Below are 13,102 nucleotides of genomic sequence, written 5' to 3'. Positions count from 1 at the left end.
TGCGGCCGCTCAGCCGCCTGTCGCGGTTCCGGTCTTGGCCGCGGCAAACAGCGCAACCGCGTTGGTTATGCTTTGCGCCGCCTTGCCGCGCCAGTCGGAGTTGAGCAGTTGCGCCTCGTCCTTGGCATTGGAGAGGTAGCCGAGCTCGACCAGAACGGACGGCACGTCCGGAGCCTTGAGCACCCTGAAGCCGGCCGAGCGCTGCGGATTGTTGATGAGGCCGACGCTGGTCGACAACTGACCGACCAGCGTATGGGCAAAACTCATCGAGAAACCGTGCGTTTCACGGCGGATCAGGTCGATCAGGATGTCGGTGACTTCCTTGTTGTCGTCCTCGATCTTCATTCCGGCGAACTGGTCGGACAGGTTTTCGCGATCGGCGAGCGCCTGGGCCTCCGGATCGGACGCCTTGTCCGATAGCGTGTAGACCGTGGCGCCGCGAAGGCCCTTGACGGCGATCGTATCGGCGTGGATCGAGATCAGCAGGTCGGCCTCGTGCTGGCGGGCGATGCGTACGCGCTCGTCCAATTGCAGGTACACGTCGTTGTCGCGCGTCATGTAGACATCGTATTTGCCGACCGCGGCCAGCTTGTCACGCAGCTCCTTGGCAAAAGCGAGCGTGACGTCCTTCTCGACCGTGCCGGAGGAACTTTCGGCGCCGCCATCGACACCGCCATGGCCCGGATCGATAACCACGGTGAAGCGATGGCCGGGCGCCGATATCGGTCCGGTGCCAACCCGCTCGCCTTTTTGGGTGGAGACCGTCGAACCGGTCGTCAGCGACTGGTTGGCCAGAGCTTCATCGAACTCCCGCTCGGAGGCGGCCGACATATCGATGGCGATGCGGTAGCCGCTGCCGTCGTCATTCTTCAGCACATCGAGCTTGTCGACGGTGAAAGGTCCCTTGCCGGTGAGGATCAGGCGCGAGCCGTGTCCTTGATCGCCGTAGCGAACAGCCCGCACGAGGCCGCGTGGCTTCACATCCTTCGCGTCGAGCGCGAATCGTGTGCGCGGCAGGTCGACAACCAGGCGATTAGGGCCGCGCAGCAGGAACCATTTGATGTCCGGCTCGCGATCGAAATTCACAACGATGCGCGTCTTGGTGGCGTCGCCGGCCATCTTGTAGCCGGTCGCGCCGAGCAGGGCGTCGGCCCGCGCAGCGGCGGTGAAACACAGGGCGACCGCCAGCAGCAAAGCGGCCCAGGCCATGCGCTGCAGATGCGCCGCCGCCCCACCCCTCTTGTTTGCGGCCCCTGCACGTCCCATCTCTTTTCCGTCGCTCCCGGTTTGGCGCATTGCGCCCAGTCTTCTCGCAGAGTGCCCGTCAGCCCGATTAACGATTGGTATTCAGAGAAGGTTAACCAAGCCTTTAATGAGTGACGTGAAGGGCACCTTCCCCTGCGGAAGCGCTTTTTGCCGGCATCCGAAATCGGGGTTGCCTTCCATCCCGCCAAATCATAAAAGCGACGTTGGATCACTGCAATCCTGGAACCGCTCGCCTCAGCAGTTTCCTGCCTAAGGTCGGATGCAAAGGCGGCTCCTTTACCCTTCCAGGCTCAGGTGGTCGCGACGAATTTCGCAGGCGTGCCCTCGTGGCGGGGGAATCGCTTGCGTGAGGAAAACGGCCGGGTTTGCCCCGCGCCGGCTCTTTGTGAGCAAACAAGCTGGTCCGGCGCAGCCCGGGCTTTGGTTCAAAAGGTTCTGCTGGGTGCCGATGCCTTCAAGCGCAATCATGGAAAGGTCCGCATCAAACCGCGCCACAATGGCTGCGGGCGGCACCGCCATTGCGCTCAAGCGGCGGCCGGCGGACATTCAATTATCCGGCATGCACACATATACAGGCGCACAGCGGCGGGCCCTGCCACGCCAGCTGCGGCTGTCTGCTGCCGGCAGGAAACAAGATAATGCCCAACAAGATGCTGATAGACGCCTCCCACCCGGAGGAAACACGCGTTGTTGTCGTTCGCGGTAACCGCATCGAAGAATTCGATTTTGAATCCCAGGACAAGAAGCAGCTCAAAGGAAACATCTACCTCGCCCGCGTAACCCGCGTCGAACCTTCCCTCCAGGCAGCCTTTGTCGAATATGGCGGCAACCGTCACGGTTTTCTCGCCTTCAGTGAAATTCACCCCGACTACTACCAGATTCCAGTCGCCGACCGTCAGGCCCTGCTGCGCGCCGAAGCGCAGGAAGCCGAGGACGAAGACGACGAGGAGGCCGAGAACGGCGAGGAGCATCAGGCGCGCGATCGCGGCGGCCGTCGCAACCGGCGGCGCGGCGGCAAGAACCGCGACCGCGGCGAGCTCAAGCAGGCTGCCTCGGAAAACGAGGAAAGCCCGGCCGAGGCCGTAGCGGCTGACGAAACCACGGCCATGGTTACCGCGAGCGGGGATGCCGGCGAGACCGCCGACGCTTCAGCCGAGAATCCCGAAACCTCCGATGACGTCGTCGAAGTCGAAGCGGTGTCGGAAACGGCTGAGCAATCCGACACCGAGGCCGGTGGCGACGTCAGTGAAGACGAAGAGGGCAAGCCTTCCGAAGGTGGGCCGACCTCGATTGCCGCGAACGTCGAAGCCGACGTGATCTCCGAGGCGGTCCCGCAGGCGGATCAGCCCGAGCAGGTTGGCCCCGAACAGGTCGGCGAAGCCGTCACCAGCGACAATGATCGCGGCATGCTGGAAGAGGTCTCGTCCGCGCATTCGGACGAGCATGAGGTAGAGTCGGTCGGCGCCGAGGATGCGCTCGAGGAAATCCGCAACCGGCGCAAGCCGGTGCGTCGCCAGTACAAGATCCAAGAAGTCATCAAGCGCCGCCAGATCCTCTTGGTGCAGGTGGTCAAGGAAGAGCGCGGCAACAAGGGCGCGGCGCTCACCACCTATCTTTCGCTTGCCGGCCGCTATTCGGTGCTGATGCCGAACACCGCGCGCGGCGGCGGCATCTCGCGCAAGATCACCAACGCGCAGGACCGCAAGCGCCTGAAGGAGGTCGTAGCCGACCTCGAAGTGCCGCAGGGCATGGGCGTCATCCTGCGCACCGCCGGCGAAAGCCGCACCAAGGCCGAAATCAAGCGCGACTACGAATATCTGATGCGGCTTTGGGAAAACGTCCGCAACCTGACGCTGCAGTCGTCGGCCCCTGCCCTGGTCTATGAGGAAGGCAGCCTGATCAAGCGCTCGGTGCGCGATCTCTACAACAAGGATATCGACGAGATCCTGGTCTCCGGCGAGGACGGTTACCGCGAGGCCAAGGACTTCATGCGCATGCTGATGCCGAGCCACGCCAAGGTGGTTCAGCCATACCGCGACACCACACCGATCTTCGTGCGCAACGGAATAGAGGCGCAGCTCGACCGCATGCTGCAGCCGCAGGTGACGCTGAAGAGCGGCGGCTACATCATCATCAACCAGACCGAGGCGCTGGTTTCGATCGACGTCAACTCCGGCCGCTCCACCAAGGAGCATTCGATCGAGGAGACCGCGCTCCACACCAATCTGGAGGCGGCCGAGGAAGTGGCGCGCCAGCTCAGGTTGCGCGACCTAGCGGGCTTGATCGTCATCGACTTCATCGACATGGAGGAGAACCGCAACAACCGCTCCGTCGAGAAGCGGCTGAAGGATCACCTCAAGAACGACCGCGCCCGCATCCAGGTCGGCCGCATCTCGCATTTCGGCCTTATGGAAATGTCACGCCAGCGCATCCGCGCCAGCGTGCTGGAATCGACCATGAAGCCGTGCCCGCATTGCGGCGGCACCGGCCATGTGCGCTCCGATTCCTCCGTGGCGCTGATGGTGGTGCGGGCGATCGAGGAATTCCTGCTCAAGGACTCGCGCAGCCACATCATCGTGCGTACGCCTGCCGCGACCGCGCTTTACGTGCTCAATCACAAGCGCGCCAATCTGGTCGAGCTCGAAGCGCGCTTCGGCCTGACGATCACGATCGAGGCCGACGAGACGCTCGGCACCCAGCACTACGCGATCTTCCGCGGCGCCATTGCCGAGAAGCCGGAAGGCTTTGTCGAGGTGCGCAGCTTGCCGGCCTATGTCGAGCCTGAGGAGCCCGAGGACGAGATCGTCATCGAGGAAGAGGAAGAGGTTGCGGTGCAGGCCGAACAGCCGCGCCATCCGCAGCAGCAGGGCCTGCACCAGCAGCGCTCCGAGGACGGCGAAGGCCGCGATCGCAAGCGCCGCAAGCGCCGGCGGCGGCGTGGCGGCAGGGATCGCGACCGCGAGCATAGTGGTGACGCCATTGCCGCTCCAGCGCCGGAGGCAACAGGCGCAGCCGGTGATGAGGCAACGGAAGAGACAGCCCAGGAAGTCCTCGACAGCGAAGCCGTGGCGGTGACCGCCGAGGACGGCGCCGGCAAGAAGCGCCGGCGCGGCAAGCGCGGCGGCAAACGCAATCGCCGCGAGGACGAGGTCTCGGAGGCCGGCGCCGGCGAAGCTGTCGGCGACATCGAGGACGAAGCGGCAGAAGACGAGGACGCCGGCGAGCCGGCAGTCGCAGCCGCGCCCGAACAGCCCACAGCTCCCGCTGCGGCCAATGACGATGCAGATGCGGCAGAGAAGCCGAAGAAGCCTCGCCGTTCGAGAGCAAAGAAAGCCGCAGAGGAAACCGTGGTCGAGACGGTGTCCGAACCTGTGGCGGAAGCCCAGGTCGCGCCCGTGGCTGTCGAGCCCGAGCCAGCGGGCACCGCTCCCGCTGTGGCCGAGGCGGAGCCTGTCGCCAACGCTCATCCGACGCGGCGCAAGCCGCAGTCGATCGATGCGCCGGTTGTTCCCGTCGTGTCCTCGAACGTGTCCGACGAGGCCAAGACCGAGGACAAGCCGAAGCGCGCCGGTTGGTGGCAGCGCAAAGGTTTCTTCTAAGCTTTTCAAATTGTTGGACTGATTTCTTTGCAAAAATCCCGCGCCGCCTGGCGCGGGATTTTTTGTTTGCCGCATCGCAAGGCAAATCGAGATTCAGGTCAGGCCGGCCTCGCCTGAATATCGACTTTGCCTATGGCGCGAAGATCGACCAGTTCATCATCCGGGCCAGCTTCTCCAGGGCGATGGAGCCGAGCTTGGAGTTGCCGTTTTCGTTGAGGCCGGGCGACCAGACGGCTAGCGAAGCTACCCCGGGCACGATGCCTAAAATGCCGCCGCCGACACCGCTTTTGCCCGGGATGCCGACGCGGAAGGCAAAATCGCCAGAGCCGTCATAGTGGCCGCAGGTCAGCATCAGCGCACCGATGCGGCGTGCCCGCTCGGCCGACACGACCGAATGCCCGGTCGCCGGGTTCCTGCCGCCATTGGCGAGGAACCGGCCGGCCATGGCAAGCTGGCGGCAGCTCATGGCAATGGCGCAATGGTGGAAATAGACGCCCAGCGCCAACTCCGGCTCATGATGAAGATTGCCGAAGGATTTCATGTAATTGGCCAGAGCGAAGTTGCGATAGCCGGTGGCCCGCTCGGACGCCGCCACTTCGCGGTCGATGATGATCGTCTCGTCATCGGCGAGGAACTGGATGAAGCGCAGGATTTCGCCGATCGCCTCGCGCGGCTGATGGCCGGCGAGCAGCACGTCGGAGACGACGATGGCGCCGGCATTGATGAACGGATTGCGCGGAATCCCGTTCTCGTGCTCGAGCTGGACGATCGAGTTGAACGGATTGCCGGACGGCTCGCGGCCGACGCGCTGCCAAAGCGCGTCGCCGATCTTGCCCAGCGCCAGCGTGAGCGTGAAGACTTTCGAGACGCTCTGGATCGAAAAGGGCTGATCGGCATCGCCGGCAAGGATGACGCGGCCGTCATTGGTCACGGCGGCGATGCCGAATTTCCTGGGGTCGATCTTGCCGAGCTGCGGGATGTAGGTCGCCACCTCGCCGCGATCGGTGCGCTCCGCCATCTCGGCGGCCACTTCGGCCAGTGCTTGCTCGAGTTCCGGCATGGCTTCTATTTCAGCCAGCGTTCGATGCGTGTCAGTGCCTCGACCATGTCGTCATGGCTGCCGGCATAGGAAAAGCGCATGGTGCGATGGCCCTGCAATGGGTCGAAATCGCGGCCGGGCGTTGCCGCGACATGCGCCTCGGCAAGCATCTTGCGCGCAAAGGCCATGCTGTCATTGGTATGGCGAGTGACATCGCAGAAGGCATAGAAGGCGCCGTCCATGGGTGCTGCGAGCGCGAAGCCGAGCTCCGGCAGGCGCTTCATCAGAAGGTCGCGGTTCCAGGCATAGCGGGCCTTCACCTTTTCCAGTTCTTCGGTCGCCTTGAAGGCCTCGATCGCCGCGATCTGCGACAATTCCGGCGGCGAGATGTAGAGGCTCTGGGCGATACGTTCGACCGGCCGCACCAGCTCTTCCGGCAAGACCATCCAGCCGATGCGCCAGCCGGTCATGCAATAGTATTTCGAGAAAGAGTTGATCACCGTGACGCCTGCGCCATGCGCCAGCGCGGTGACATCGGGCGCCGCATAGGCCAGCCGGTGGTAGATCTCGTCCGAGATCACCGCGATGCCGAGTTCCTCGGCCGTCTTCACCAGCGGCGCGAGTTCGTCCGCCGGGATCACCGCGCCGGTCGGGTTGGCGGGACTGGCGAACAGCACCCCTTTCAGCGGCTTCCCGCGATGCGCGGCCTTCAAATGCTCGGCATCCAGATAAGCATCGGCGCCGAGCTCGATTTCGACGATTTCGATGCCGAGCGCGGCCATGATGTTGCGATAGGCGGGATAGCCGGGCGCGGCGATGGCGACGCGGTCGCCCAGATCGAACATGGCCAGGAAGGCGAGGTTGAAGGCGGCCGACGAGCCGGTCGTGACGGCAATGCGCGACGGCGCGATATCGATGCCGTAGTGCTCGCCATAGTGGGCCGCGATCGCCTTGCGCAGATCGGCAAGGCCCAAGGCATCGGTGTAGCCGATGCGGCCATGCCTCAGAGCCGCGGCCGCCGCCTCGCGCACGCCGACCGGCGCCGGGTCCGACGGCTGGCCGACGGCCATCGAAACCACGGGCACGCCGGTGGCCTTCAGCCGATTGGCTTCGGCCAGAATATCCATGGCATGGAATGGCTCGACTTCCCCCCGGCGCGAAAGCGAAACGACCATTTGACCTCTTCCAACTGCTTGTCCGGCAAAATTCCGGGCGGAAACCGCCGCGGAACCGCTCTTGAACCGCCCCCGTTAAAGGACAGCGCCGCACAAATGCCCGATTGATGTGGCGACCACAAGCGCGCAGGAAGTTACCGGCGCCGACTTTTCATCTTTCGCCCGCTCGTCTACCAGTGGACCTTATGTTGAGCCGACCCCGACCATTTACTGGCGAATCGACCTCTCTCAGCCGAACCGCCGGCGGGTTCGCGACGCTTCTGCTTGCCGCCGCCGTCGCTGTCTCAAGCTCGGTCAGCGCCTTCGCCCAGAACGTGCCTGTGGTGCGGGATGCCGAGATCGAGGCGCTGGTGCGCGACTATGCGCGGCCGATCTTCAAGGCGGCGGGGCTTGCCAATGACGGCATCGACATCGTTCTGGTCAATGATCAGAGTTTCAACGCCTTCGTCACCGGACGGCGCCTGTTCATCAACACCGGCGCATTGGTGACCGCCGAGACGCCGAACGAGATCATCGGCGTCATCGCCCACGAGGCCGGCCACATCGCCGGCGGGCATCAGCAGAAATTGCGCGACCAGCTCGACCGCGCCAAGACCATGGCCATCATCGCCACGCTGCTTGGCGCCGGCGCCATCGTTGCGGGCGCCACCACCAACAGCAAGGGCCTGGCGGGTGCCGGCATGGGTGTGGCGGCCGGCAGCGGCGAGATGGCGCAGCGCTCGATCCTCGCCTATCAGCGCACCGAAGAGATCACCGCCGACCGCTCGGCGATCACCTATCTGAACGCCACCGGCCAGTCCGGCATGGGCATGCTCAAGACCTTCGCGCGCTTCCAGAGCGCGCTGTCGCTCTCCGGCACCCAGGTCGACCCCTACCGGATCAGCCATCCAATGCCGCAGGAGCGGATCGCCAACCTCGAAGTGCTCGTCAAGCAAAGCCCCTTCGTCAACACTGTCGACCCGCCGGCGCTGCAGCAGCGGCATGACATGATGCGCATCAAGATCGCCGCTTACATGCAGGGCCAGGCGGCCGTTGCGCGGCTGATGCGCAAGGACCCGACCAGCCTCGCCTCGCGCTATGGCGACGCGCAGCAGGCCTATCTCTACGGCAATCCGGGCGCGGCGCTGACCAAGACGGCGGCGCTGATCAAGGAGCAGCCGAAGAACCCCTATTTCCAGGAGTTGCGCGGCGACATCCTGATGAAGATCAACAAGCCGCAGGACGCGGCGGACGCCTATGCCAAGGCGGCCAGCCTCGATCCGGCGCGCTCCGGCTTGCTGCTGGTCTCGCTCGGCCAGGCGCTGATGGCGGTGGGCACGCCCGATTCGCTGAAGAAGGCGGTCACCCAGCTCAACAACGGCGTCGCGCGCGACAGGGAAAACGCCGAAGCCTATCGCTTTCTGGCGCAGGCCTATGGCGAGCAGGGCGACATTCCGGCCGCCGACCTCGCCACCGCCGAAGGCCATTACTATGCGGGCGACTATCAGAACGCGAAGATCTTCGCCATGCGCGCTCAACAGAAATTGAAGCGCGGCGAACCCCGCTGGGTGCGCGCTCAGGATATTATAAACTACACACCGTCTAATAAACTCAAATGAACCTCCCGGACGTCGGCGACGACGAAGGCGGACCGGAACAGGCAAAAGGAACGACGATCATGAACAAGGCAATCCTGCTTGGCAGTGCCGGCGGCCTGGCGGTGGCGCTCGGCATGCTGGCCTTCGGCTTCGTGGCGGGAAACCCGCAGGTTGCGAGGGCGGACGGTGCGCAAGTGGTTCAGGTCGCGTCCTCGGCCGACTCCAAGCCCTCCGTCGACACCAAGATCGATCGCAAGGAGGTCGAGGGCATCATCCGCGATTATCTCCTGAAGAATCCGGAAGTCCTGCTCGAGGTGCAGGACGCGCTGGAGGCCAAGCAGAAAGAAGAGCAGCGGCTCGCCGCGCTTGGCGTGATCAAGAACTCCAAGGACGAGATCTTCAACTCCACCTTCGACGGCGTCGTCGGCAACCCGAAGGGCAAGGTCACGATCGTCGAGTTCTACGACTACAATTGCGGCTTCTGCAAACGCGCCATCGAGGACATGAAGGCATTGACCAAGTCCGACCCGGACCTGCGCTTCGTGCTCAAGGAGTTCCCCATCCTCAGCCCGGATTCGCAGAAGGCCAGCGTCGTCTCCATGGCGTTCCACCTGATGCATCCTGAGAAATACGGCGAATTCCATACCGCGCTGCTTGGCGGCCAGGGTCGTGCCACTGAAGCGACCGCGATCAAGGTGGCGCTTTCGCTCGGCGCCGACGAGGCGACCCTGCGCGAGAAGATGAAGGACCCCAGCATCGCCGAAACGCTTTCGCGCACCTATGACCTTGCGACGAAACTGTCGATCACCGGCACGCCGTCCTATGTGGTTGGCAACGAGGTGATCTTCGGAGCGCTCGGTCAGCAGGTCCTGGCGGAAAAGATCGAAGAGGCAAAGAGCGCGCTCTAAGCGCCTCAAGGCATGTCGCCCAAGTGCGCACCGATTCTGGGGCAACGACATGGGTCAAAACAAAGATTTAAAGCGCGTCGCCCGAATCCGTTTCCGGGCGACGCGCTTTAAGGCGCAAAAGCCGGCCGCTGTGGACAGCGAAAGAACGCACTTGCGCTCTTTTCGCGGGCGGCTATGCCCATTATAGAGGCCCAGTGCGCCGGCTTGGGGTCGGCGTAGAACAAGGTCGGCATATTGAAAACGATTTTCGTCCTCAACGGTCCCAATCTCAATGCGCTCGGCAAGCGCGAGCCGGGGATATATGGCGGCAAGACGCTTGCGGCCATCGAAGAGGACTGCAAGGCGGCGGGTGCCGCGCTCGGGCTCAAGATCGATTTTCGTCAATCCAACCATGAGGGCGACCTGGTCGACTGGATCCAGGAAGCCGGCGAGAAGGCGGCAGGCATCGTCATCAACCCCGGCGCCTACAGCCACACCTCGATCGCCATCCATGACGCAATTCGCGCCGCGGCACCCTTGCCCGTCGCAGAAGTGCATCTCTCCAACATCCACGCGCGGGAGCCCTTCCGCCACGTCTCCATGGTCGCGCCGGTCGCTGTCGGCATGATCTGCGGGTTCGGGCCGCTCGGCTACACGCTCGCGCTGCAGGCATTGGCGGCACGCCTGTGACCGGCCCCCAAACAGAAGGCTCGAAAATGTCGATAAAAAAGACCGGTGTTGACCAGCAGCTGATCCGCGACCTGGCGGGCATTCTGAACGACACCAATCTGACCGAGATCGAGGTCGAGCTCGGCGACCTCAAGGTGCGTGTGTCACGCCAGTCGCAGGCCGTCCATGCCGTGGCCGCGCCGCTGCCGGCGATCGCCGCCGCTCCAGCAACCGCGCAGCCGGTTGCCGTGTCCGCCGCCGCGCCCGCCGATCCGGCCAAGAACGCCGTGCCCTCGCCGATGGTCGGCACGGCCTATCTGGCGCCCTCGCCCGACGCCAAGCCGTTCGTCGAAATCGGCCAGAAGGTGAAGGAAGGCCAGACGCTGCTCATCATCGAGGCGATGAAGACGATGAACCAGATCCCCTCGCCGCGCGCCGGCACGGTGACGGCGATCCTCATCGAGGATGCCCAGCCGGTCGAGTACGGGATGCCGCTGGTGGTCCTTGAGTAGGAACAGCCAAGAGATGTTCCAGAAAATCCTCATCGCCAATCGCGGCGAAATCGCGCTCCGGGTGCTGCGCGCCTGCAAGGAGCTCGGCATCCAGACGGTCGTGGTCCATTCGACCGCCGATTCCGACGCCATGCACGTGCGGCTTGCCGACGAGAGCGTGTGCATCGGCCCGCCGCCCTCGCGCGAAAGCTACCTCAACATCCACCAGATCGTCGCCGCCTGCGAAATCACCGGGGCGGATGCCGTGCATCCGGGCTACGGCTTCCTGTCGGAAAACGCCAAGTTCGCCGACATTCTCGCCGCCCACAACATCACCTTCATCGGCCCGTCGGGCGACCATATCCGTATCATGGGCGACAAGATCGAGGCCAAGCGCACGGCAAAGCGTCTCGGCATTCCCGTCGTGCCAGGTTCCGACGGCGCGATCAACGACGACAAGGAAGCCAAGCGCGTCGCCGCCGAAATCGGCTATCCGGTGATCATCAAGGCCTCGGCCGGCGGCGGTGGCCGCGGCATGAAGGTGGCGCACACTGAGCAGGACCTCGAAGTTGCGCTGCAGACGGCAAAGTCGGAAGCGGGCGCGGCCTTCGGCGACGACGCCGTCTATATCGAGAAATATCTGGAGAAGCCGCGCCATATCGAGGTGCAGGTGTTCGGCGACGGCGCCGGCCGCGGCGTCCATTTCGGCGAACGCGACTGCTCGCTGCAACGTCGCCACCAGAAGGTCTGGGAAGAGGCCAATTCGCCGGCGCTCAACGCCGAGGAGCGTTCGCGCATCGGCGGCATCTGCGCCAAGGCGATCGCCGATCTCGGCTATTCCGGCGCCGGCACGATCGAGTTCCTCTACGAGAATGGCGAGTTCTATTTCATCGAGATGAACACGCGCCTGCAGGTCGAGCATCCGGTGACCGAAGCGATCACCGGCATCGATCTCGTGCATGAGCAGATCCGCGTCGCTTCCGGCGCCGGGCTGTCGGTCAGGCAGGAGGACATCAAGTTCAACGGCCATGCCATCGAGTGCCGCATCAACGCCGAGGACCCGCGCACCTTCACGCCCTCGCCCGGCACGATCACGCATTTCCACACGCCCGGCGGTCTCGGCGTTCGCGTCGATTCCGGCGTCTATTCCGGCTACAAGATCCCGCCCTATTACGACAGCCTGATCGGCAAGCTGATCGTGCATGGCCGCAACCGCGTCGAATGCATGATGCGGCTGCGCCGCGCGCTCGACGAGTTCGTCGTCGACGGCATCAAGACGACGCTGCCGCTGTTTCGCGACCTTGTCGGCAACCCTGATATCGCCAATGGCGACTATGACATCCACTGGCTGGAAAAATTTCTGGCCAAAGGTGAGTGATACGGGGATGCGATGACCCGTCCCTACGCACCAGGCTATCGCATCCCGACCGACCTTTTGTTGAGGGCCTACGCCTCTGGCGTCTTCCCGATGGCCGAGAGCGCCAACGACCCGGAAGTGTTCTGGGTGCGGCCGGAAACGCGCGGCATCATTCCGCTGGACGGATTTCACACACCGCGCAGCCTGAAGAAGACGATCCGCAGGCATCCGTTCGACATCCGCTACGACTTCGATTTCGAGGCGACGATCGATGGATGCGCCGAAAAGCGCGAGGAGCGCCGCTCGACGTGGATCAACGCGCCGATCCGCGAAGCCTATGTCGAGCTCTATAGGCTGGGGCACTGCCATTCGGTCGAAGCGTGGCGCGAAGACAGGCTGGTCGGCGGCCTCTATGGCGTCTCACTCGGGCGCGTGTTCTTCGGTGAGAGCATGTTCGCCAGGGAGACCGACGCCTCGAAGACCTGCCTCCACTATCTCGTCGAACGGCTGAAGGCGCGCGGCTTCGCGCTGCTCGACACGCAGTTCACGACCGAGCACCTCAAGCGCTTCGGCGCCGTCGACGTGCCGCGCGGCCAGTATGAGAAGCTGCTCGCCGAGGCGCTGAAGGGTGAGGCTGTCTTCTACCCTTGAGGCTCAGTCCTGCGCGGTATCCAACGGCGTCTGCGCATGGAACATCATCTTCCAGCCGTCGGCGCGATGGACATAGCCGGTGCTGACCAGCGCGGCATAGGATTCGCCGTTCTCGCGTGTCGCGTGCGCCTCGTAAGTCAGCATAATGATGTCGCTGCCCGGCTCGACCATGCCCTTGAGCTTGATGTCGAGGTCGCGCCATCGGTTGGGCTTGCTGGCCGTCGCTGCCAGTTCGGCATTGGTCATCGCCTTGGCCATCTGGGGGAACGCAACCAGGCATCCCGTATCGGCATTGGCTTCATAGTAGGCGGAATCGCCGGTCCAGAAGCCCTTCTCGATGTCGAGAAGCTCCTGCTTGTTGGCCATGATCGGCTTTTTGGGGGGCATCGTG

At 63.9% G+C, this 13,102-nt stretch carries 12 protein-coding genes; 7 read left to right on the top strand and 5 right to left on the bottom strand.

Annotated features, from left to right (window positions below; translation table 11 throughout):
* Window positions 1-9: 9 nt before the first annotated feature.
* Both EN869_RS30020 and EN869_RS30015 read right to left on the bottom strand, forming a co-directional pair.
* The gene (locus EN869_RS30020; protein ID WP_245489628.1) at window positions 10-1,209 is read right to left on the bottom strand and encodes an N-acetylmuramoyl-L-alanine amidase; all 1,200 of its coding nucleotides are present in this window, start codon (window positions 1,207-1,209) and stop codon (window positions 10-12) included.
* A 333-nt stretch (window positions 1,210-1,542) separates the two neighbouring features.
* The gene (locus EN869_RS30015) at window positions 1,543-1,812 is read right to left on the bottom strand and encodes a hypothetical protein (RefSeq protein ID WP_127230158.1); all 270 of its coding nucleotides are present in this window, start codon (window positions 1,810-1,812) and stop codon (window positions 1,543-1,545) included.
* A 92-nt stretch (window positions 1,813-1,904) separates the two neighbouring features.
* Here EN869_RS30015 and EN869_RS30010 point away from each other — a divergent pair, with 92 nt between their 5' ends.
* On the top strand, window positions 1,905-4,865 hold the full coding sequence (locus EN869_RS30010; RefSeq protein ID WP_127230157.1) for an Rne/Rng family ribonuclease: 2,961 nt from the start codon (window positions 1,905-1,907) through the stop codon (window positions 4,863-4,865).
* A 130-nt stretch (window positions 4,866-4,995) separates the two neighbouring features.
* Here the strand turns inward: EN869_RS30010 and EN869_RS30005 are convergent, their stop codons facing one another.
* Together EN869_RS30005 and EN869_RS30000 are read right to left on the bottom strand one after the other, a co-directional pair.
* Window positions 4,996-5,925 carry a glutaminase gene (locus tag EN869_RS30005; protein ID WP_167507079.1) on the bottom strand — a complete coding sequence of 310 codons (930 nt, stop codon included), beginning with the start codon at window positions 5,923-5,925 and terminating at the stop codon, window positions 4,996-4,998.
* Window positions 5,926-5,930: 5 nt separating this feature from the next.
* Window positions 5,931-7,079: an aminotransferase class I/II-fold pyridoxal phosphate-dependent enzyme gene (locus EN869_RS30000; RefSeq protein ID WP_127230155.1), complete on the bottom strand. Its 1,149-nt coding sequence runs from the start codon at window positions 7,077-7,079 to the stop codon at window positions 5,931-5,933.
* Between the two features lie 185 nt (window positions 7,080-7,264).
* Here EN869_RS30000 and EN869_RS29995 point away from each other — a divergent pair, with 185 nt between their 5' ends.
* From EN869_RS29995 to aat, 6 genes are all read left to right on the top strand, one after another.
* Window positions 7,265-8,677 carry a M48 family metalloprotease gene (locus tag EN869_RS29995; protein ID WP_127230154.1) on the top strand — a complete coding sequence of 471 codons (1,413 nt, stop codon included), beginning with the start codon at window positions 7,265-7,267 and terminating at the stop codon, window positions 8,675-8,677.
* A 59-nt stretch (window positions 8,678-8,736) separates the two neighbouring features.
* Window positions 8,737-9,564, top strand: coding sequence for a DsbA family protein (locus EN869_RS29990; protein WP_127230153.1), 828 nt, complete (start codon window positions 8,737-8,739; stop codon window positions 9,562-9,564).
* A gap of 234 nt (window positions 9,565-9,798) precedes the next feature.
* Window positions 9,799-10,233 (top strand): type II 3-dehydroquinate dehydratase, encoded by a 435-nt coding sequence (gene aroQ / locus EN869_RS29985; protein WP_127230152.1) that lies wholly within the window; start codon window positions 9,799-9,801, stop codon window positions 10,231-10,233.
* A 26-nt stretch (window positions 10,234-10,259) separates the two neighbouring features.
* Window positions 10,260-10,724 (top strand): acetyl-CoA carboxylase biotin carboxyl carrier protein, encoded by a 465-nt coding sequence (accB, locus tag EN869_RS29980; RefSeq protein WP_127230151.1) that lies wholly within the window; start codon window positions 10,260-10,262, stop codon window positions 10,722-10,724.
* Between the two features lie 13 nt (window positions 10,725-10,737).
* Window positions 10,738-12,081, top strand: coding sequence for an acetyl-CoA carboxylase biotin carboxylase subunit (accC, locus tag EN869_RS29975; protein ID WP_127230150.1), 1,344 nt, complete (start codon window positions 10,738-10,740; stop codon window positions 12,079-12,081).
* Window positions 12,082-12,093: 12 nt separating this feature from the next.
* Window positions 12,094-12,711, top strand: coding sequence for a leucyl/phenylalanyl-tRNA--protein transferase (aat, locus tag EN869_RS29970; protein WP_127230149.1), 618 nt, complete (start codon window positions 12,094-12,096; stop codon window positions 12,709-12,711).
* 3 nt (window positions 12,712-12,714) lie between these two features.
* Here the strand turns inward: aat and EN869_RS29965 are convergent, their stop codons facing one another.
* The gene (locus tag EN869_RS29965) at window positions 12,715-13,098 is read right to left on the bottom strand and encodes a hypothetical protein (RefSeq protein WP_127230148.1); all 384 of its coding nucleotides are present in this window, start codon (window positions 13,096-13,098) and stop codon (window positions 12,715-12,717) included.
* Between the last annotated feature and the right edge of the window lie 4 nt (window positions 13,099-13,102).

The sequence above is a fragment of the Mesorhizobium sp. M2D.F.Ca.ET.226.01.1.1 genome (assembly GCF_004022705.2).
Classification (GTDB): domain Bacteria; phylum Pseudomonadota; class Alphaproteobacteria; order Rhizobiales; family Rhizobiaceae; genus Mesorhizobium.
Note: the sequence above shows the minus strand (reverse complement) of the source record. Positions and strands in the feature narration are given on the sequence as shown.

Bases quoted from the DNA above. Each gene is read 5' to 3' on its own strand.
- EN869_RS29965 (WP_127230148.1), bottom strand. From the start codon at position 13,098: ATGCCCCCCAAAAAGCCGATCATGGCCAACAAGCAGGAGCTTCTCGAC.
- EN869_RS30020 (WP_245489628.1), bottom strand. From the start codon at position 1,209: ATGGCCTGGGCCGCTTTGCTGCTGGCGGTCGCCCTGTGTTTCACCGCC.
- accC (WP_127230150.1), top strand. From the start codon at position 10,738: ATGTTCCAGAAAATCCTCATCGCCAATCGCGGCGAAATCGCGCTCCGG.
- EN869_RS30005 (WP_167507079.1), bottom strand. From the start codon at position 5,925: ATGCCGGAACTCGAGCAAGCACTGGCCGAAGTGGCCGCCGAGATGGCG.
- aat (WP_127230149.1), top strand. From the start codon at position 12,094: ATGACCCGTCCCTACGCACCAGGCTATCGCATCCCGACCGACCTTTTG.
- EN869_RS29995 (WP_127230154.1), top strand. From the start codon at position 7,265: ATGTTGAGCCGACCCCGACCATTTACTGGCGAATCGACCTCTCTCAGC.
- EN869_RS30010 (WP_127230157.1), top strand. From the start codon at position 1,905: ATGCCCAACAAGATGCTGATAGACGCCTCCCACCCGGAGGAAACACGC.
- accB (WP_127230151.1), top strand. From the start codon at position 10,260: ATGTCGATAAAAAAGACCGGTGTTGACCAGCAGCTGATCCGCGACCTG.
- EN869_RS30000 (WP_127230155.1), bottom strand. From the start codon at position 7,079: ATGGTCGTTTCGCTTTCGCGCCGGGGGGAAGTCGAGCCATTCCATGCC.
- EN869_RS30015 (WP_127230158.1), bottom strand. From the start codon at position 1,812: ATGTCCGCCGGCCGCCGCTTGAGCGCAATGGCGGTGCCGCCCGCAGCC.
- EN869_RS29990 (WP_127230153.1), top strand. From the start codon at position 8,737: ATGAACAAGGCAATCCTGCTTGGCAGTGCCGGCGGCCTGGCGGTGGCG.